A 21,288-nucleotide genomic window follows, 5' to 3' on the forward strand; every position below is an offset into this window, starting at 1 on the left:
TTGTATCGATTCTTTCAACAATCAATTATTAATATTATGATAAAAAAATTAAATCTGCTATTATTTGCAGGCCTAATTAGTGTATCTACCCTGATGGCACAGATACAGTCTGGCCCTATGCTTGGGTATTCAGAAATGAGAGAAGTGCTGCTATGGGTACAAACTAAAAAGGAGGCATCTGTGAAATTTGTGTATTGGGACAAAACAAAGCCCGCAATAAAGTATGCAACGGAAGAGTTTAAAACCACTAAATCAGATGCTTTTGTTGCCAGACTAATTGCAGACCAGGTGTTGCCGGGAAAAAAATACGCATACGAGGTATGGATAGATAAAAAGAAAGTGGCGCTCAGTTATCCGCTTGAGTTTCAGACCCAGGCGCTCTGGCAATGGCGTACCGACCCTCCGGCCTTTAAGTTTGCGGTGGGTAGCTGTGCTTATATTAATGAAACAGAATTTGACCGCCCGGGTACGCCTTATGGTTCTGAGTATGAAATTTTTACGAGTATCTATCAATCAAAGCCCGATTTTATGTTGTGGAGCGGCGATAATATTTATCTCCGTGAGCCAGACTGGAACACCAAAACGGGTATCATGAAACGCTATACCCATACGCGCTCATTACCTGAAATGCAGCCCTTGCTAGGTAGTATTCACAACTATGCTATCTGGGACGACCACGATTTTGGCCCTAACGATGCCGACAGAGGTTTTGTAAGTAAAAAACAAACCCTTGATGCCTTTAAGCTTTTCTGGGGTAACCTCAATTATACCTTTAAGGATGAAGGCGTAACGGGGTCTTTTCAATGGGCAGACTGCCAGTTCTTCCTTATGGACGACCGCTGGTGGAGAACGCCTAACGACCGTACTACCGGAGGCAGAGAGTATTTTGGGCAAAAGCAGATTCAATGGCTGGTAGATGCCCTTAAGTTCTCAAATGCACCGTTTAAATTTGTTATAGTTGGCGGGCAGGTAGGTAATCCGGCTAAGATATTCGAGAATTTTGTCAATTATGAAGAAGAACGCAACCAGTTGTTTGAACTCATTACCAAAGAAAAAATACCCGGGGTAATCTTTATCAGTGGTGACCGCCACTGGACAGCCCTGACAAAAGTAGACCGCCCCGGCACTTATCCATTATATGACCTTACTATTTCTGCGCTTACCTCTGGCCCCTCAAAACCAGTAAAGGAAGAAGCTGATAGCCCTTATGTTGAAGGCACCACAGTTACCAAACACAATTACGGGTTGCTTGAAATATCAGGCAAACGCACAGACCGCGTGCTGAAGATTAATGTGCTTGATAAAGACGGTAAAGAACTCTGGACCAGAGAAATAAAAGCCAGTGAATTGAAATAATTTCCAGAATCAGTAATTAGAAAGGCCACATCCAGTTACGTGGCCTTTTTCTTTTCTTAGGTGTTATAACCCGGGCCTGGTTTTTTTCTGAATCTTTATTGTACTATTTTTAGAGCCGTAAAAGTTATCGGGGTATTTAAGTATCAAATCATTTCCAAATATGAGCACAGCTGGGTCTAATAAAGAGCTTCTTGTTGAGAAACTACGTGAAATTGATAATAAAGAGGCGTCTTTATGGTTTTTTGTGCTTTTAAAAGAGCTGATAGAAGTAACCAATGTAGGCATAGACGACCCCAGAATCGTTTTTTCTGTCAGAAAAGACAAAGCAATTTCGGCCAATATCAATAACTATGTGGCTTTGGATTTCAGACGCAAAAAGGGCTTATGGTATGATATTATACTCTGTAAACGCCATGAACAACTATTTGCCAGGTACGAAACCATTGAATTATCGCCCCTTAATAACCCCGATTATCTGTATGCCCATATACCTTTTGAACAAAAGCATATCATTGAAGACATCAAGATAAGAAGTGCCTGGCATGAGTGTCTGGAAGAACTGAAAGCCATGGCCATTTCAAGCGCACGTAAAGAGCGGCACAATCAGTACATCTACCAAATAGCAGAAAATGAAAATTTAAGAAACGAGCTTTTCTGGGAAATTGGCACCTCTGATACCACCTCTGAAATAACTGATAACAACCCGCTGCTGTTGAACGAAACAGAAGTAAATTATGCGCCAAAGCTGAATATACCACCAAATTTGGTTTTTTATGGCCCCCCGGGCACAGGTAAAACATTTGAAGCAAGAAACATTGCGGGCAGCGCCGTTGCTCAGTTCATAGCATTTCATCAGTCGTACAGTTATGAAGAGTTCATAGAAGGTTTAAGACCCATTGCACGGGGCGGGCAGGTATATTATGAGGTAGTAAAGGGCATTTTTTATAAGGCCTGCCTGGAAGCATTAAAAATGGCGGGATATTCCGGCTTTGAGGCCTGTATGAAGGATACCAGAGAAAACCGCGCCGGAAGATTTGAAAAAGCCGGAAGCTATGTGCTGATTATTGATGAATTGAACCGGGCGAATTTATCAAAGGTATTTGGTGAACTGATAACCCTGATAGAACCAGATAAGCGGCTGGGCGCCGAAAATGAACTATCACTGGTGTTGCCTTACTCGCAGGAGATGTTTGGAGTGCCTGGTAATCTGCACATTATAGGCACTATGAATACGGCCGACCGCTCCATTGCATTGCTGGATCTGGCTTTACGTCGCCGGTTTGAGTTTAAGGAATTAATGCCGAAGCCCTTTTTGCTGAAGACCATAGAGGATATTGACTTAAGCAGGTTACTGGAAAAAATTAACCAGAGAATAGCGTTTTTGCTCGACAGAAATCATACCTTAGGCCATGCTTATTTTTTAGGAGTAGATACTGCTGATGAATTAGCAGGTGTGTTTCATAAAAAGGTTATTCCGTTATTACAAGAGTATTTTTATAACGATTGGGAGAAGATACGTCTGATTCTTGGGTCAGGGGTTATTTTAAGAGAGACCATAAAAACCAAAGGTATTTTTGGCACTAATCTAGATAATTTTGACGACGAAACTTACCGATACCTGGTAAATCAGGAGCTGACAGCAGAAAGTCTGAAACAGATATACCAATAATAAATGGCACACTGCCCAAGCTTTATAAGCCAATGGTGCTCAAATCCCAGGCTTTGGTGGTGTCAAACCTTAAGTTTCCGTTTTCAACAATCAATGGGCTGTCAACATTATTATGGTACAATGCGCCTGTTCCCAAACCCTGTGGTAGCGTGTTTTTATACTCGGCCGTAAACTGTGCTATGGCATTCAGGCCGATGTTAGATTCTAATGCAGAGGTTACCCACCAGCCAATTTGTAGTCTGGTGGCAATTTCAATCCATTCGCGGCAGTGTTGCAGGCCTCCCAACAGGGTGGGTTTTAAAATAATATATTGAGGCTTTATTTTTTTTAGCAACTGCATTTTATGTACGTATTCACTTACACCAATCAGTTCTTCATCCAGGGCAACAGGTACCGGGCTTTTTTCAATTAAAGCAGCCATTGCCTCTGGTTGTCCTGCTTTAATGGGTTGTTCTATGCTATGCAGCTGGTAGGTACCTAAACGAGCTAGTTTGAGTGCTGCTTCAGCCACACTAAAAGCTCCGTTGGCATCAACCCGCAGGCTAATTTGCCCGGCCGTAAATTTTTCTCTTATAAAAGCCAGAATACTTAGTTCATCTTCAAAATTAATAGCTCCAATTTTTAACTTTAAAGTATCAAATCCGCCATTTAGTTTTTCTTCAACCTGCTGCAACATAAACGCTTTACTACCCATCCATACAAGACCATTGATAGGTATAGCTCTTTTGCCAGCCGAAAAATCATTTTCAAAAATAATTCTTCGGCCGCCATTCATTAGATCAAGCAGGGCGGTTTCGAATCCGAATTTTACAGATGGATAAGCATCATCAATAAGCTGAGAAAGAATAATATTCAGATTCCAGGGGAAAATCTCCAGGTCTAGGCTGTCAAAAGTAACGCAGGTGTTATGAATCACCTCTTCCAGATTGGGCACATGGTCTATGCTCAGCCCTTGTAGAGGTGCAATTTCACCCACACCGAAAACCCCCGGATTTTCAGTATCTTCGATTTTTAAGTAGTACGTTTCTTTTTCTGTGTAAACACCGCGTGAAGTTCCGGCTTCGAACTTGAATTTCAATAAGTGTTTAGACCATTTAGCTTTCAGCCCCATTGAAAAATGCTTAATTTTGGCAAAAGTACAGAAAGTTTTATTTTTTACTCTACAGATTACCCGTTTTGTGCCTTATTCTTATTAAGCGATATTAAAAGCACAAGCACTATAAGAATTTTACATGCAAACCACCCTTTTACAAATATTGCTTTTTCCGTTCAGTGTCGTAATGGCCTGTATTATTGGTGTTCGCAACTGGCTGTATGATAAACAGATTCTGAAAAGCACCAGGCCGGATGTATTTACCATCAATGTAGGGAATCTGAATCTGGGCGGCACTGGCAAAACCCCCCATGTAGAGTATCTGGTACAACTGCTGGCAGACAAATACAAGCTAAGTATACTTAGCAGAGGGTATAAACGCTCTACCAAAGGCTATGTGATAGCTGATGAAAACGCCACGGCCTCAACGATAGGCGATGAACCGATGCAGTATTACCTGAAATTCAGCCATAAAATCAGAGTAGTGGTTTGTGAAGACCGGGTAACAGGCGTGAATCAGATTCAGTATCAATGGCCTGATAATGAGCTGGTTATTTTAGATGATGCTTTTCAGCACCGCAAAATTGCTCCGCACTTGAATCTGCTTTTATGCGATTATAACCGCCCGTTTTTTAAAGATTTTATGGTGCCAACCGGTTTGCTGCGCGATATACGCCAAAGTGCCCGAAGAGCAGATGCCGTAATTGTAACCAAATGCCCGGATGATATTATACCTAAAACAAAAGAAGATATAATTAATGGCATTGCTAAATATGCAGGTGCCGATAAACCGGTATTTTTTTCAGGTATCCGGTATAAAGCGGTGGCATCTTATGCAGGCAAAAGTGTTTTTAATGCCCAGGTTCCGGTAACACTTGTAACCGCTATTGCCAGGCCTGAAGTACTGGTGAAACATTTAAAACTGCATGGTTTTGTTATTGAACAGACTTTTGAGTACCCGGACCATTTTGCGTTTTCCGGAAAAGAAATTTCTAAAATAATTGATCATAGCCGGCCTAGGCAAATTGTAACCACCGAGAAAGACATGGTAAAAATAAAGCCCTTGCTGAGCGGGCAAGAGCTTGATAGATTTTTTTATGTACCCATTGAGGTGGTTATCTCAGATGCAGAAACATTTAATGAACTAATATTGGCTAAAGCAAAAGGTTTTATCTCAAAAAGTATCTGAAACCTAAGCCTAAACCCGGGCTGCCGTTTGCCCCCATACCCACGTTTACTAATTTGGTTTTTTCAGACCACGTGTAGCCTGCATTAAGGCTAACCAATGAGGTAGAACCTTCAATAGCAAATTTTTCGTTCAGTAGATAAATAATCCCTGGTCCGGCACTAAGGATCAGGTTTATGTTGCTAGGGGTGCCAGAAAGTCCTTCTGAATGAACATGGAACTGATACACCAGACTACCGCCATAATTGACCGAAACTCCAAGTTTTTCTGATAACATTTTGTAATTTGTGAAAGATATTCCGGCAGCAACAGCATGTGAATATAGAGTATGGAACTCACCCGTTGCATATTGTCTGTGTCTGCCAATTCCAATGTTATAGCCTAACGAATAATTAACGGCGAAATTATCTTTAATAAATTTAGTTAAAGACGGTGTTAAACCCAGATTTACAGTGTTACTCTCTACAGTGCCATTATTTTTTAGCTGAGTGAGATTAAAACCAAAATTACCACCAATAAAACGTGTGCCTTTTGGAATTACCTGACCAAAAGCTGTGATTGATAAGAATGAAAACAAAGTAATAATGCAGACCTTTTTCATAGTTAAAATTTTGTTGTTATAAATTGATTAATAAGAAGTAAAAATAGTGTTTATATTCAAAAGTTTTAGAACTCTGGCCAGATTGTTATTTTGCGGTACAGTGTAAAGCGTGCTTTAAAACATGCCTTTTAAAATCTTTCAGCCAGTTTAACTCTATATTTGCGGTATGTTTCAATCGTACGCTGTAAAATATGCCAATCTGATTAAGACCAAAGCCACAGAATTGGGCTTTGATTTTTGTGGCATATCTAAAGCGGAGTTTCTGGAAGAAGAAGCCCCGCGCCTTGAGGCCTGGCTCAATAAGAACTATCACGGTAAAATGGCCTATATGGCCAATCATTTTGATAAACGATTAGACCCCCGTAAGCTGGTTGATGGCGCAAAATCTGTAATTACACTAATTCTGAATTATTATCCGGAGCAAACCCTGCCTGAATCTGCCTCAGACCTTAAATTGTCGAAATACGCTTATGGAACCGATTATCATTTTGTAATGAAAGACAAACTGAAAGATTTAGTAGAGGCAATAGCTGATGAAATAGGGGAAGTAAATGGCAGAGTGTTTGTTGATTCGGCACCGGTGATGGATAAAGTTTGGGCCAAAAAGAGTGGGGTAGGCTGGGTAGGTAAACATACCAACCTTATAAACCGCGAAATCGGTAGTTTTTTCTTTATCGGTGAGATTATCTGTGATTTGGAACTGGAACCAGACGGCCCTATAAAAGATTACTGTGGCACCTGCACACGTTGTATAGACGCCTGCCCAACCGATGCAATTACCGAACCTTACGTGGTTGATGGCAGTAAATGTATCAGCTATTTTACAATAGAGCTGAAAGAAGCTATTCCGGAAGAGATGAAAGGGAAGTTTAATAACTGGATGTTTGGCTGCGACATTTGCCAGGACGTATGCCCCTGGAACTCCTTTGCACGGCCTCACAAAACGGCACAGTTTGAGATGAATCCACAGTTAAAAGAATTTACCAGAAAAGACTGGGAAGAAATTACCGGAGAATTGTTTCAGGAAATCTTCAGGCGGTCAGCCGTCAAACGCACCAAACTGGAAGGGCTCCGAAGAAATATTGCTTTTCTTAAAGAAGACTAAAGATTCTTCATTTTAATTTATAATCTCTTATATCTATTATATTCTTGCAGAATGTGTATTCCTGTGGCTGGTTTGAGCAGATAATCAGCAGGCGGTTTTGGGTATGCTGTTCTACCTGGCTCAAATACCATCCTGAAGCCTGCGCATCCAGATTGGATGTCGGTTCGTCGAGCATTATAACCGGGCAATCAGAATAAAAAGCAAGCCCGAGTTTCAGTCTTTGCTTCATGCCTGACGAGAAATTTTTGATTGATTTATTTTTGTGATGAGCCAGCTGAATCAACTCAAGAAACTGAACAGGAGAAATGTTGTTTTTAAGCGGTTTGAATTTGATATGGAAGTCTACCATTTCAAGCAGGGTAAATTCTTCAATCAATTCAAGGTAAGGAGCGGCAATGGTTATTTTCTTATAAAACTCTTCTATACTTAAAACCTCTCCGTTTTCAATATAGGCGATCTGGCCTTCAGACTGCGGCAGAGAACCTGCAATTACTTGTAAAAGAGTGGATTTTCCGCTTCCATTGGGCCCGACAAACGTATAACTCTCGTTACTCGAGAAGGTCAGGTTAGTGTTACGAAAAATCCATTCGTTTCTGTATTTCTTGCCTATATTAGCCAGCTCAATTTTCACTATCCAAGGCTTTTTTTAACGGGCTTTTGATGATTCCTCTTTCAGAATTAGAAATAAAATTCAATATTTCGTCACGTTCCGGTGTAGCAGGAAACTCAAGCTCAACCTGTGTTACAGCTTCATTATTATTTAAACCTTTCAGATAAATATAACGATAGATGTCCTGTATTTCTGCTATTTTCTCATCTGAATGCCCTCTGCGGCGCAAACCTACCGAGTTGATACCCGCGTAAGAAAGCGGCTCACGGGCTGCCTTGATATAAGGCGGAACATCTTTTCTGATTTGTGAGCAGCCACCAATATAAGTATGCTTGCCTATTTTAACAAATTGTTGCACGGCAGACATCCCACCTATATTGGCATAGTCTCCCACGGTAATATGGCCTGCCAATTGCACACAGTTGGCCAGAATTACATTGTTGCCAACAATACAATCGTGGGCTATATGTGTATAAGCCATTATCAGGCAGTTAGAGCCAATTTCAGTGCGATACTTGTCTACAGTACCCCTGTTTACAGTAACACATTCTCTGATAGTGGTATTGTCGCCTATAATTGTTACGGTTTGTTCTCCTTTAAATTTTAGGTCCTGCGGAACAGCAGAAATAACTGCTCCCGGAAAAATACGGCAATTTTTGCCGATTCGGGCACCCTCCATAATAATGGCGTGCGAGCCTATCCATGTCCCTTCTCCAATCTCAACGTCTTTATTAATTACAGCAAATGGTTCTACAACTACATTATGTGCAATTTTGGCGTCTGGGTGTATGAATGCTAATGGTTGATTCATAATTGTTTGATTATTGCTTTAGAATGTTTTGCTTCATAAGACTGGTATCCATACCTGCTTATTTAGCTTTTTTAACAAGACGGGCCGTCATGTTTACGTCGCAAACAAGAGTTTTGCCTACCCACGCTTCTCCATGCATTTTTGCTACACCCAGTTTCATGGGGTTTATTAGAGAGCATCTGATAATAAGTGTGTCGCCCGGTAACACATTTCTGTAAAAACGGCAGTTATCTATACTTACCAGATACGGCCAGTACGCTTCTGGGTTTCCGGTAGAGGTAAGAACAAGCACACCACCTGTTTGCGCAATGGCTTCAATCTGAAGCACACCGGGCATAACGGGGTTTTCCGGGAAGTGACCCGTAAACTGCGGCTCGTTCATGGTAATATTTTTGATGCCTACTACGGTTTGGCCGTCCAGGTAAACAATTTTGTCAACCAGTGCAAACGGATAACGGTGTGGCAACAGCTTGGCAATATCATTTACATTAAACACCGGAGGAGTATTAGGGTCATACTGTGGGGCACTTTTGGCCGAGTCAAGCATTTGTTTTTTGATTTTCTTTGCTAACTCTACGTTAGGCGTGTGACCCGGGCGGGCGGCCAGAATATGAGCTTTCAACGGGCGACCAACCAATGCCAGGTCTCCCATTACATCTAATAACTTATGTCTTGCAGGTTCATTAGAAAAACGCAGCGGTGTGTCGTTCAGCACGCCGGTTTTGCCTACCTGAATTTTAGGCTTGTTAAGTAGCTTTGATAAATTTTCAACTTCGTCTTCCGACACCTCCTTGTCAACAATCACAACGGCGTTGCCAATATCGCCTCCTTTAATTAAGCCTGCTTTAAAAAGGGCTTCCAACTCATGCAAAAATACAAAAGTACGGCAAGGGGCAATTTCGTTCTTGAAAAGCTCGATATTATGTAACTGCGCATGCTGGCTGTGCAAGATGGCCGAGTTATAATCAACCATTGCCGTCAGGCGGTAGTCATTCAGTGGCAATGCTGCCAGTTCAATACTGCGTTCGTCGTTGCGGTAATGAATAGCCTCGGTAACTTCGTAGTAGTTACGTAAAGAGGGTTGTTCTTCCACACCGGCTTCTTCCAGTAACTCAACAAACTGAATTGCGCTTCCATCAAGAATAGGAATTTCAGGTCCATCAAGCTGAATCAGGACGTTATCAATCTGTAAGCCTACCAGGGCGGCCAGAATATGCTCGGTGGTATGTACGCGTGCACCTTCTTTTTCAAGCACTGTACCTCTTGAGGTGTCTACCACATAATCTACATCGGCTTCAATGATTGGTTTATTGTCTAAGTCGATTCTCTGAAACTTATACCCATGATTAATCGGAGCAGGTTGAATGGTCAGCGTTACTTTTTCGCCTGTATGCAAACCTACGCCCGAAATTGAAACTTTCTTTTTTACGGTTTGTTGTTTTACGTTCATTGGCAATATCATATTTTTCGGTGTCAGCTAATCTATACCTCTGTAAAGGCTCCCTCGCTGGTGAGCTCTTCCAAACGTTTTTCAAGTTCTCGTACCTGTTTTTCCAGAACAGGCAGTTTCCTGAAAATAGCTGTTGACCTCAGATAATCGTTAATCTCAAAGGCAGGTACGCCCGAGACTGAAGTATTTTCTTTCTTAAAAGTTCTGTTAATACCAGACTTGGCTCCAATTTTAGTGCCATTCGGGATACTTATATGCCCCACTATACCAACCTGGCCTGCTATAACACAGTTTTCGCCAATAATTGATGACCCCGCTACGCCTGTCTGTGCTGCAATAACGGTATTTTTGCCAACTTCTACATTATGGGCAATCTGTACCAGGTTGTCAATTTTTACACCCTGCCTTATAATTGTAGACCCCATAGTAGCACAATCAATAGTGGTATTGGCTCCTATACTTACATTATCTTCTAAAATAACGTTCCCCAATTGCGGAATAGCCCTATACGAACCATCAGGTTGTGGTGCAAAACCAAATCCATCGCTGCCAATTACTACACCTGCGTGCAGAACGCAGTTATTTCCGATTACCGTGTTGCTGTACACCTTTGCGCCTGCATAGATAATGGTATTGTTACCCACGGTTACGTTGTCGCCAATATAAACCTGCGGATAAATTTTTACGTTTTTACCTATTTTTGAATTTTTACCTACGTAAGCAAAAGCGGCCAGATAAATTCCTTCTCCGAGTTCGGCTCCTTCGCCTGTATAAGAGGGTTGTTCTATGCCAATCTTAGAAAAATTCAAAAACTTTTGGTATTCCTCAAGTAGCAGGGTAAATGATGTATAGGGGTTTTCTACAACAATAAGCGTGGCAGAAATACTTTTTTTGGGCTCAAATTCACGGCCGACAATTACAGCTGAGGCATTTGTGGTGTAGATAAACTGCTCATACTTTTGATTCGCAAGGAACGAAATATCACCAGCTTTACCTTCTTCTATTTTTGCTAAATTGTTGATTGTCAGGGATTCATCTCCTTTTACTTCTCCATTTAGCAGATGTGCTATTTGCTTTATTGTAAATTGCATATAATACTTCAGCGAGTTTAAACTTTGCATGAGTTGGAAAATATACCACTTTGTTTTATTAAGTGTCGGCAAAATAATTTTTGTCGAAAATATTCTTAGAATAATGCAAAAATACCTTACAACATAGCAAAATCATTGCAAATATACATTTTTGCCCCAACATACATAGTATTTTTTAACGATGTTGCTCAATGCCTTGATGGTCGGTAAATCAGAGGCATCGGCTATATCAACCACGTCTTTATTTTTGGTGCTGATGTAAATGGTCTCGTCTCCATGAACGTACCCTTTGTTACTTACATCGCCTTCAATAATAAAATAATGTAGCTCATTTTCAGGTATGCCGTTGTTAAGCAGCGACTGTTTTAATGAACTAATGAGTGTGTCGTCTATCGGGTTATTCGAAAGTTTGATTTTAAACAGATTTCGGTTCATCAAATCACGGCAGATAGTTGACAGAACTTTGTCAGAATGAAACTGCCACATTTTTATACAAGCCCAGATGTCGTAATCATCTAATTGTGTAAACGATTGCAAATAGGTATCATTGCTTTCAAATTCCTTTAAGGTAACGTTTTCTTTCAGAAAAACCATAAATGCCGGGTTGGCAAACAGTGTTTCTCCGTTACTAATCAGCTCTCTTGCCCTGCTTATAATCTTAATCAGCATGGTTTCGGCGCAGATGGCGGTCTTGTGCAAATACACCTGCCAGTACATTAGCCTGCGGGCATTCAGGAAATTTTCTACGCTCAATACACCTTTTTCTTCTACAACCAGCTTATTGCCTGCCACATTAAGCATTTTTATAATTCTGTCTACACCAATGGTTCCTTCTGCTACGCCTGTAAAAAAACAGTCCCGGTTCAGATAGTCCATTCTGTCCATATCCAGTTGGCTTGAAATCAGCTGGTGGAAAAAATCACGCGCATAGTTGCCTTTAAACATTTGTATAGCCATAGACAAACGTCCGTCAAACTGTTTATTGAGGCGGTCCATCAGCAGGGCAGAGATTTTTTCATGAGATACATCCTGCAGAATGCAACATTCAAGGACATGAGAAAACGGCCCGTGGCCAATGTCGTGCAGCAGAATGGCTATTTGTGCAGATTCAAACTCGGTTTCAGAAATAATATTTCCTTTAGATTGCAAAACCAACAGGGCCTCCTGCATGAGGTGCATGGCACCCATGGCATGGTGGAAACGTGTATGCAGGGCACCGGGGTAAACCAACTCTGCCATACCCAGTTGTTTGATACGGCGTAAGCGTTGAAAATAAGGATGCTCAATCAGGTCATAGATTAAGTCAGAATAAATTGTTACAAATCCATAAACCGGGTCATTGAATATCTTTCTTTTATTGGTCGTCATCAAAGAGTATCTGGTATGGCCGCTTCCGATATCGGCATTGGGCGCAAATGTATGAATGAATTTTGTCAGGTTTTCAGACAATCAACATAAACAAGACGTAATTGGTTGTGAAAAGGCTGAAAATGATAATGAAATTTATTATTTATTTTTCAGATAAGTGAAATTGACACCCAAAACCCACCGATTAATTAGACAGGCTAATGGCCTGCTAAAGATTAGGTTTTTAAAAATTGTGGGTTTTATACGACTGAAAGCCCGAAATATATGATGTAACCGGAATATGGCTCTGAAATTTTTACTGATTAGCATTTATTATTAAAATGATAAAAATCATCAAATTTTAAAAAGTAATTTTTGTAGATTTGCACTTAATAATTGTGTTTTTTTTAGTTTTAGTTTTTACACTACTCATGATTAAAAAATTATCTCTCATTCTGAGTGCTGCTCTGATGGGCTTGCTTTTTAATGCCTGTAAACCAAAAGGCGATGCAAAAGTCTACAACGCTAAAGCTGCTGACCCAGAGCTTTATCACCAGTCAGTAGAATTGCTTACGGATGTTATTATCCATGACATTTTTAAACCGCCTGTGGCCAGCCGCATTTATGCCTACGCCAATCTGGCCGGGTACGAAGCCATGGTGCCGGGTTATCCGGAGTATCAGACCATGGGAGGTAGGCTGAAAGGATACAAAGAAGGCCCGCAGCCGGAAGCAGGTAAAGAATACTGTTTTCCGCTTGCCAGTACCAAAGCCTTTTTGAAAGTGGCCAGAACGCTTACTTTTTCAGGCAATTTCTTTGATGATTACGAAAAAGGTTTCTTTAAAAAATATGAAGATATGGGTATACCCGAAGATGTGATGCAGCGCTCAATGGCCTATGGCGACAGTGTAGCTGCTCATGTAATGCGTTATTCGGGTGGCGACAAATATAAACAGACCCGCGGTATCAGATTTACTGTAACCAACCAGCCGGGTACCTGGGTGCCTACACCACCGGCCTATGCCGATGCCTGCGAACCTGAATGGAACAAAATTCGTGCTTTTGCGCTTGACTCGTCTGGCCAATACCCGCCACCACCACCGCCCATGTATAATAAAGACAGAAAAAGTGCTTTCTGGAAAGAAACCTTTGAGGTTTATGAGCTTGGCAAAAAACTAACCGAAGAGCAAAAACGCATTGCGTGGTTCTGGGATGATAACCCGTTTGTGATGAACGTAATGGGGCACGTGATGTTTGCCAATAAAAAAATGACGCCCGGAGGCCATTGGCTTGCCATTCACACCACCGTTTCGCGCAAAACTAAGGCCTCTTTCCAGAAAAGTGTTGAGGGGTACATGCTTGCATCAGTGGCACTACTTGATGGCTTTATCAGTTGCTGGAGAGAAAAATACCGCAGCGTAAAAGTTCGCCCAGAGACCGTAATCAATCAGGAACTAGACCCCAAATGGCAGCCATTTTTACAAACGCCGCCATTTCCTGAATATACAAGCGGGCATAGCACCATTTCGGCAGCGGCAGCAGAGGTGTTAAGTTTTGTTCATGGAGATAAAGTTGCCTTTACTGATTCTACAGAATATAAGCACGGCCACGGCGTTATGTCGTTCCAGTCGTTCAGAGAAGCCGCACTTATGGCCAGTGTCAGCCGTTTATATGGCGGTATTCACTATTGGTCAGGATGCGACGAAGGCAATAAATGTGGTATAAAAATCGGGCAGCACGTGTTGCAGGTTGCCCAAACCAGAAGAAAAACCAGTGTTGCTGCCAAATAATATAACAAAGACGAGCCTTGTGAAAACGAGGCTCGTCTTTGTTTAAGAGCGCTTATGGTATTTTACCATTCCATACGTGGCAGGGGGCTTACCTCTTGCGACGTAAACTCGCCTTTCTGATACTTAAAATGGGCAGCCATGGCTATCATGCCGGCGTTATCTGTACAGTATTCAAATGCCGGAATATACACCTGCCATTTTTCCTTTTCTCCCATTTCAAGTATCGCTTTTCTAAGTCCTGAATTGGCCGACACCCCACCTGCAATGGCAACTTCTTTAATATTTAGCTCGCGGGCTGCCCTGCGTAGTTTCTGTAAAAGCATTTTTATTAAAGTGTGCTGCACGCTTGCACATATATCAGCTATGTTTTCTTCAATAAAATCTGGTTTCTTAGCCTGATTTGCCTTTAAAAAGTACAAAATAGAAGTTTTTATACCACTGAATGAAAAGTTGTAACCCGGCATTTCAGACAACGGAAACTCAAAAGCATGAGGGTTTCCCTGTTGGGCATATTTGTCAACCAGTGGCCCGCCCGGATACGGCAAACCCAACAATTTGGCGGTTTTGTCAAAGGCTTCTCCAACGGCGTCATCCTGAGTTTCGCCTATTATTTCCATTTGCAGGTAATCTTTCACCAGCACAATCTGGGTGTGGCCACCGCTAACAGTGAGGCACAAAAAAGGAAACGAAGGCGCAGGCTTATCAATAAAATGTGCCAGTACATGCGCCTGAATATGATTAACCTCAATAAGCGGTATAGCAAGCCCTAATGCCATGGCTTTGGCAAACGACGTGCCTACCAGCAGCGAGCCCAGAAGCCCCGGGCCACGCGTAAAAGCTATAGCATTTAGCTGATTTTTTGTTATATTTGCTTTTTTTAAGGCATTTTCTACCACCGGAAGTATATGCTGCTGGTGAGCGCGCGAGGCCAGCTCGGGTACTACACCGCCAAAACGCTCGTGAATTATCTGGCCGGCAACAATGTTGGAGCAGATTTTACCGTTAGAAATAACAGCTGCTGATGTTTCGTCGCAGGACGATTCAATTGCTAGGATATTCAATACTTTAGACAAAATTTTGTGTTTGAAGGTCAAAAAACCTTTTCTGTTACAAAATTACTATAGAGTAATTCACTAATTAATTTATTTGTCAATTATTTTGCGTAAGGCGTTTAAAATACTAGCAAGACTACTACCGAATCTTATTCTCTACTCTTTTCTGGGGATATTGATAATCTTCTACGCCATACAATTACCGGTAGTGCAAACACTTACACTCCAGAGCGCAACTGAGTATCTTTCAAAAAAACTGGGTTCAAAAGTTACTATTGAAAAAGCCAAACTCACCTGGCTTGACGAGATTACCCTTCAGAACATTACTATTTACGACTACAAAAACCGGGAAATGATTTTTGTGAAGGAGCTGTACGTAAATACCAAAACCAACTTTAAATTTGATTGGGATACTTTTCTGGCTTTTGATAATAACCTTGACTACGTGATGGTAATGAGCCCGCGTGTGAAGCTGATTTATGAACAAGACGGCGACCTGAACATTGATAAATGGATTGCCAGAATTGAAGAGCTTACAACACCGCCAAGAGATACCACCAAACCTTATGTAGAACGCAATATCCCGTTTACGATAGACGAGGCTTATATACAGGGGGGAACTTTTACACTTCAGGACCCCGACGAACAGCGGTTTCCTAAAGAAGAGTTTGACTACAACAACTTTACGGTACATGAAGTACAGGGTCTGCTGAAAAACTTTTTTATACAGGGCGATACCATAAAATTCGGCCTTAATGACCTAAAGGGGGTTGACCGGCGCAGTAATCTGGAAATTAAAGACCTGAAGACCCGCTTTTTCTACTCGCGTCAGCACATGAGGTTTGATGACCTCTATGCGCGTATCAATAATTCTGTGCTTCGCAGGTCGGTTCATTTCAAGTACATTACCCCCCGCGACTTTCAGGACTTTAATGAAAAAGTAGAAATGACCGGCGACCTCCATGATTGCGAAATAGATGCCCAGGATTTAGCCAGATTTGCACCCGATATGTACGAGTATCATGAAAATTATCTGCTCAATGGTGATTTTAAAGGCACAGTACATAATTTCAGAGTGAATAATTTTAACCTGAAATTCGGAAAGAACAGTTACCTGAACGGCGATATCGCCTTTAAAAATATGCCCGACCTACGGAAAGCCGTAATGGATTTAAACTGGCGGCCGTCTCAGATAGATGCGCCCGATGCCCGCCAGTATGCCGGAGACTCAGTATATACCAAACATATTTACAAACTGGGGGTAGTTAACTTTTCTGGTACCTTCAAAGGGCCTTATGACGATTTTTCAACTACGGCCTACATTAAAACCCAGATAGGGTCGGTTTCTGGTAAAATTGCCATGAAGATTCCAGATAACAAAGCATTGGCCACATACACGGGTAACCTTAGAGTTGATAATCTGGACCTCGGCAAATTGGTGAATCAGGAAAAGACCCTGCAGAAAATGTCGTTTAACGGTGCAATAAAAGGTAAGGGCCTTACAATTAAAGATGCGCTACTCAATTTTGACGGCAACGTAAAGCATATTGGCTTTAATGGATATGACTTCAAGAATATAGACGTAAACGGCGCCATGAGCCAGTCTTTGTTTGACGGCCGCGTAAGCGTAAAAGACACTAACCTTACCTTTGATGTTACCGGCAGTATTGATTTCAGCAAGGCACTCAACAAGTTCGATATCAACGGTAAGCTTCAGAACGCCAATCTGAAAGCCCTTGGGTATACAGACAACGACGTAAAATTGAAGTCGGAGCTAAATCTTGATTTTCAGGGCAATGAATTAGATAACTGGATAGGCGAGGCGCAGCTTTTGCATACGGTAATGCAATATGATAAGCGATTACTGGGTATCGATTCGGTTTTTGTAACCTCCGCCCTTGAAAACAAGACCAGGCGCATTAGTTTGTTATCAGAGTTTTTTAATATTGATTTATCCGGCAAATTTACTCCGAGCCAGGTTATTAATGATGTGTCGAGGTTTTCTAAAGAGTACATTCAGTACTTTTCCGATACGGAAGCCGGCCGCCTGGCGTATTATTCAAAATTGCCGGGCAAAAACGCCCAACCCAGATACAACCTTTCTTATAAGGTACAATTCAAGCAGTCGCAGCCATTCTTTGCTTATTTTTATCCTGATCTCTACGTGTCGCCTAATACAGATTTAAGCGGAGAAATGAACATCAGAAATACCATTGAGGTGTCTCTTAATGGTAAAATTGATACGCTCAGACACGGAAGTTTTGCCTTGTATAATAACGACCTTGATTTCTTTACATCAAAAGAGATTAATGCTCCGGGCATATTGTCTTCTCTGGTTTTTAATTCACAAAAGCAGAAACTGGGTGGCATGGAGCCAACTGAAAACCTGGAGGTAAATGGCGTTTGGGGGCTTGACAACATCATAAAATTTGATTCTAAAATAAGGCAGCAAAAAAGTACCAACAGGGCACAGGTTTTTGGCGAGCTTAAATTTTTGCCTGAAGGAATTGACCTGGCTTTTGATGCCAGAAATACGCGCCTGGATTTACTTGGTGATGTATGGGAAATAGACAAAAACAATATTATTAAGTTTGGCGGCGGTGATATTGAGTTTCGTGATGTGGTGGTGTCTAACAAAAAGCAAAGTATATCTGTCTACGGCCTTATTTCATCCGATAGCAGAAAAGAAGCCTACGTAGATATACATGACTTTGATTTACAAACCATTAAGCCCTTGTCTAATATTGACCTGAAAGGTATTTTGAATGGCAAACTGGTAATGACCGATGTATTTGAAGATGCGCTGGTTACCAGTAAATTTGATGTAGATGACCTTATCTATAAAACAAGCCTGATAGGAACAATTGCCGGTGAAGCCCTTTGGGACAATCAGGTACAGAAACTGAACATTATTGGTAATATTATCAGGCTTGATAAGGAGATATTCAGAGTTGCAGGTACCTATGACCCTAAAAATGAGTTGAATTCGCTTAACCTGGAGGCCGGGCTAAATAAGGCCGACCTCGAAATTTCTGAATCATTTGTTGATGATATTTTTTCAGATATTCATGGTTATGCTTCTGGTAAACTTTCTGTCAGAGGAACCCCTCGTGACCCCGTTATACGCGGAAGTATTGACATAGATAAAGGCAGCCTTGTAGTGAATGAACTGAAGGCCCAGGTATATTTTGATGACAAGGTTAATTTTAATGAAGAAGGCTTTGTGGTTGAAAAGGGTTTCAAGGTGCGTGATGCCCTCATCAACGGTAATGAAGCAGAACTGGCCGGAGGTATTTTTAATGGTGGTGGCGGCAATTTTATGCTCGGTTTACATGCTTACATGAGGGGTAGAGACGGTTTCAGAATAATGAATACGGGTATTAAAGATAATGAAGATTTTTATGGAGTTGGCTATGCGGCGGGCGATATGCATATAACCGGAAACTTTAAGCACGTAGCTATTACGGGCAACCTGACAAGCAAACCCGGAACCAGAATTACCATACCGCTTGACGGAGCCACCAGCGTTGACACCGAAACGGATGGTATCAGCTTTGTAAGTAAAAATACAAAGTTACCTAAGGATAAAAACGTCAAGAGTGATTCGGTTATAACCAGTGAGGCCGGAAGTTTAAAGATGGCTTTTAACTTTACCTTTACGCCAGATGCAATATGTGAGGTGATATTTGACCGTAGCAACAAAGATATGCTAACAGCCGTAGGAAGCGGACGCCTGAGCATTGAATACGATACGCGTGGTGGTTTTACAATGACAGGCCCCTATACTATCAAAAGCGGAAAGTACGATTTTAGCTTGCAGAATATATCGAGAGTGAGAAAATTCGATATTGCGGAAGGTAGCTGGATCAGGTGGTCTGGCGACCCCTACGATGCCGATGTGAATATCAATGCCATTGTAACTGCTAATGTTTTATTGCCAGATGGTATCGTGTCGGCAACTACAAACAGTGCTGAATTAAAAACGCCGTATCCGGTAAATGCTTATGTAACCCTGACAGACAAGCTGATGAAGCCGTCTATTAAGTACGACATCAAGTTTGATTTACGCCGGATACCTCTCAACCTGCAACCGCAGGTAATTGCATTTGAGCAACGCCTCAGGAATGATGAACAGTTGCTTACAAATAACTTTGTAGGCATTACCGCCCTGAACAGGCTCTTCTCTGACAACAGCTTTAAAGATGCGGTTGATTCTCAGCTATTGCTAGACAATGTAAGTAATTTACTTACCAACCAATTGGGTACTATTGCATCAAAACTTGACCCAAATCTTGAAGTCGGGGTTCAGTTAGGTGTGCTGAGCAACGTGCGTCAAAGCCTGTTTAATAATATGCAACTCAATTTTTCATACCGTTTCAGCAACAATCGTCTGAAACTGAGTGTAAATAATACCATACTGCAAAACCAGGAACAAACAGCCAGCAACTACTTTTATGGTGGCGAAGTAGAATGGATGCTTAACGAAGAGGGTAGCTGGCGTTTAAAGGCCTATAGCCGTAATGTACCCAACTATTTTTATAACTTCAACAATAACGTTACTGTTAATGGTGTAAGTCTGCAGCATACGCGTAATTTCAATACTATCTTCAGACGTCGGCCGGCCAGAGTGGTACCTGTTGGTATTACATCAAAAAAATCCAATCAAGATACCATTACCTTTAAAAGAAATTAGAATCTGTATTGCACGCGGCAGGTAAAATTGTTGTCTTTCAAATCTTCAGTGTAATCTTTCAGATCAGTTTTTTCATTTTTGGGTATTTCATACCAAAGCATCAGTCTGACGTTCTCGTTCAGATAGGTAAGATAACCAAACCCAAAAGTATTGAATCTTATGTCGGCCGCAGAAAAACCAGCGCCTATTTGTGTGTTTTTTACTTTTTTGTTGGGGTCATACCAGTCGTATTTCAGTACAATCTGGTGTTTTTTGCTGCCTAGTTGTTGTAAAAAATAAAAATAGGCACCATCAAAATTACGGATATAAAGCGGTATAGGTTTACCGTTCTCCATTGGTATTACGGCAGGTGTTTCGGTAGTACTTTGCACGGCTGTCTGGGTACCTCTGATATACTCTGCCCTGAACTCCGTTTCACCTCTTCGGTTCGGAATCCTGACTTGTATATCTGCACCATAATAATTTCTTGGGGCAATTTTGCCCAGGTTTGAAGCAGAAGAATCAACTGTAAACTGTTTGGCCGTTCCGTTTATTCTGTAAATTTTGTTAGTAAACTGCTCCATTCCACCAAAAAAACCAGATATACTTCCGCTTACAATCAACTTTGGGGCAAGTTTGTAGTGTTTAAGCGATAACCTGGAAATCAAATCTTTATGATTATCAAAGTCGGCCACGGCAGTTACGCCCTGCCCGTTAAATACGCCTGCATCAAATTTTATATATTTCAGAAAACCGGTTTTGTTTCGGGGTTCAAAGGTTCCCATAAAGCCAAAATCACGTTCAACCCTCATGAGTATCTGAGACATCCTTCCTCTTTCAGGTGATTCCCTGTCTGGCGAGCCGTATCCTACCTCAAAACCGAACGGGCGGGCAAACATACCTGTAGTAAGATAAAAAGAGTTGAATTTATTCTCATAGATACGCCCCCAGAAATCACGGATAAAGATGCCTCTTTCGGTACCATCAAACTGGAAAATAAAATATAGTTTCGGATTATTGAATTTATCATAACGGGCATAGTCGAAGCGGATACGGCCACGGCGCATCATATACCTGTTGCTGGCATTAGGTTGGAAATCGCCACCGTTAAAGTTTCTGGCGCCTTTGGTTTGTATCCATTGAAACTGAGGCTGAATGTAACCCCCAATACCAATGTACTCATATTTACGGAATGTAGAAAGAAGTTTGCGGGCAGTGGTAGTATCAATTTCTGTCAGTGAGCCGTGGTCTTGTGCCAATACGGATGGTACCTGCAAGCCTAAAAACAGGCAGAACAAGCCTGCCTTTAAGAATGGATTCAAATAAAATTTCATATTGGTGTTTGGGCTCAATAATACAATTGAGTACTTAATTAAAATATAAGAATCCGGAGGGAGTACCAACCCCCTCCGGATTCCCGGATTTACCTAAAATCTTTAATTGACTGCAATTACC

General features: G+C 41.4%; 15 protein-coding genes. 6 read left to right on the forward strand and 9 right to left on the reverse strand.

From position 1 onward, the window contains the following. The first annotated feature begins 36 nt into the window (after window positions 1-36). On the forward strand, window positions 37-1,356 hold the full coding sequence (locus MB380_RS04795; RefSeq protein ID WP_253533675.1) for an alkaline phosphatase: 1,320 nt from the start codon (window positions 37-39) through the stop codon (window positions 1,354-1,356). A 160-nt stretch (window positions 1,357-1,516) separates the two neighbouring features. Further along, a complete protein-coding gene (locus MB380_RS04800; protein ID WP_253533676.1) occupies window positions 1,517-3,025 on the forward strand; it encodes an McrB family protein in 1,509 nt (502 codons plus the stop codon). A gap of 22 nt (window positions 3,026-3,047) precedes the next feature. Here the strand turns inward: MB380_RS04800 and MB380_RS04805 are convergent, their stop codons facing one another. Beyond that, window positions 3,048-4,136, reverse strand: a complete 1,089-nt coding sequence (locus MB380_RS04805; protein WP_253533677.1) for an o-succinylbenzoate synthase — start codon at window positions 4,134-4,136, stop codon at window positions 3,048-3,050. Window positions 4,137-4,257: 121 nt separating this feature from the next. Between MB380_RS04805 and lpxK the strand changes: the two genes are divergently transcribed. Beyond that, window positions 4,258-5,307, forward strand: coding sequence for a tetraacyldisaccharide 4'-kinase (lpxK, locus tag MB380_RS04810; RefSeq protein WP_253533678.1), 1,050 nt, complete (start codon window positions 4,258-4,260; stop codon window positions 5,305-5,307). Here the strand turns inward: lpxK and MB380_RS04815 are convergent. After that, window positions 5,288-5,905, reverse strand: coding sequence for a hypothetical protein (locus MB380_RS04815; RefSeq protein ID WP_253533679.1), 618 nt, complete (start codon window positions 5,903-5,905; stop codon window positions 5,288-5,290). The two genes, lpxK and MB380_RS04815, sit on opposite strands and share 20 nt — an antisense overlap. Before the next feature lie 166 nt (window positions 5,906-6,071). Between MB380_RS04815 and queG the strand changes: the two genes are divergently transcribed. Then, window positions 6,072-7,010 carry a tRNA epoxyqueuosine(34) reductase QueG gene (gene queG, locus MB380_RS04820; protein ID WP_253533680.1) on the forward strand — a complete coding sequence of 313 codons (939 nt, stop codon included), beginning with the start codon at window positions 6,072-6,074 and terminating at the stop codon, window positions 7,008-7,010. 7 nt (window positions 7,011-7,017) lie between these two features. On the opposite strand, the gene MB380_RS04825 is transcribed toward queG, so the two are convergent. The 5 genes from MB380_RS04825 to MB380_RS04845 all read right to left on the reverse strand — a co-directional run bounded on the left by MB380_RS04825 (window position 7,018) and on the right by MB380_RS04845 (window position 12,343). Beyond that, complete coding sequence (locus MB380_RS04825) at window positions 7,018-7,641, reverse strand: ATP-binding cassette domain-containing protein (protein ID WP_253533681.1); 624 nt, start codon at window positions 7,639-7,641, stop codon at window positions 7,018-7,020. Further along, complete coding sequence (gene lpxA / locus MB380_RS04830) at window positions 7,631-8,431, reverse strand: acyl-ACP--UDP-N-acetylglucosamine O-acyltransferase (RefSeq protein WP_101727571.1); 801 nt, start codon at window positions 8,429-8,431, stop codon at window positions 7,631-7,633. Before lpxA ends, MB380_RS04825 begins: the two co-directional genes overlap by 11 nt. A gap of 58 nt (window positions 8,432-8,489) precedes the next feature. Next, window positions 8,490-9,881, reverse strand: a complete 1,392-nt coding sequence (locus tag MB380_RS04835) for a bifunctional UDP-3-O-[3-hydroxymyristoyl] N-acetylglucosamine deacetylase/3-hydroxyacyl-ACP dehydratase (protein ID WP_253533682.1) — start codon at window positions 9,879-9,881, stop codon at window positions 8,490-8,492. Window positions 9,882-9,913: 32 nt separating this feature from the next. Next, window positions 9,914-10,972, reverse strand: coding sequence for a UDP-3-O-(3-hydroxymyristoyl)glucosamine N-acyltransferase (gene lpxD, locus MB380_RS04840; protein WP_253533683.1), 1,059 nt, complete (start codon window positions 10,970-10,972; stop codon window positions 9,914-9,916). A gap of 132 nt (window positions 10,973-11,104) precedes the next feature. Further along, window positions 11,105-12,343, reverse strand: a complete 1,239-nt coding sequence (locus MB380_RS04845; protein ID WP_253535528.1) for an HD domain-containing protein — start codon at window positions 12,341-12,343, stop codon at window positions 11,105-11,107. Between the two features lie 407 nt (window positions 12,344-12,750). On the opposite strand from MB380_RS04845, the gene MB380_RS04850 reads away from it, so the two are divergent. Then, window positions 12,751-14,109 (forward strand): vanadium-dependent haloperoxidase, encoded by a 1,359-nt coding sequence (locus MB380_RS04850; protein WP_409014672.1) that lies wholly within the window; start codon window positions 12,751-12,753, stop codon window positions 14,107-14,109. Between the two features lie 62 nt (window positions 14,110-14,171). Here MB380_RS04850 and tsaD read toward each other — a convergent pair whose 3' ends face one another. Next, window positions 14,172-15,170 carry a tRNA (adenosine(37)-N6)-threonylcarbamoyltransferase complex transferase subunit TsaD gene (gene tsaD / locus MB380_RS04855; protein ID WP_253533684.1) on the reverse strand — a complete coding sequence of 333 codons (999 nt, stop codon included), beginning with the start codon at window positions 15,168-15,170 and terminating at the stop codon, window positions 14,172-14,174. An 85-nt stretch (window positions 15,171-15,255) separates the two neighbouring features. Between tsaD and MB380_RS04860 the strand changes: the two genes are divergently transcribed. After that, window positions 15,256-19,854 (forward strand): translocation/assembly module TamB domain-containing protein, encoded by a 4,599-nt coding sequence (locus MB380_RS04860; protein WP_253533685.1) that lies wholly within the window; start codon window positions 15,256-15,258, stop codon window positions 19,852-19,854. On the opposite strand, the gene MB380_RS04865 is transcribed toward MB380_RS04860, so the two are convergent. After that, complete coding sequence (locus tag MB380_RS04865; protein WP_253533686.1) at window positions 19,851-21,167, reverse strand: porin; 1,317 nt, start codon at window positions 21,165-21,167, stop codon at window positions 19,851-19,853. The genes MB380_RS04860 and MB380_RS04865 overlap by 4 nt on opposite strands. Between the last annotated feature and the right edge of the window lie 121 nt (window positions 21,168-21,288).

Source organism: Emticicia sp. 21SJ11W-3, assembly GCF_024138715.1.
GTDB classification, from domain to species: Bacteria; Bacteroidota; Bacteroidia; order Cytophagales; family Spirosomataceae; genus Emticicia; species Emticicia fluvialis.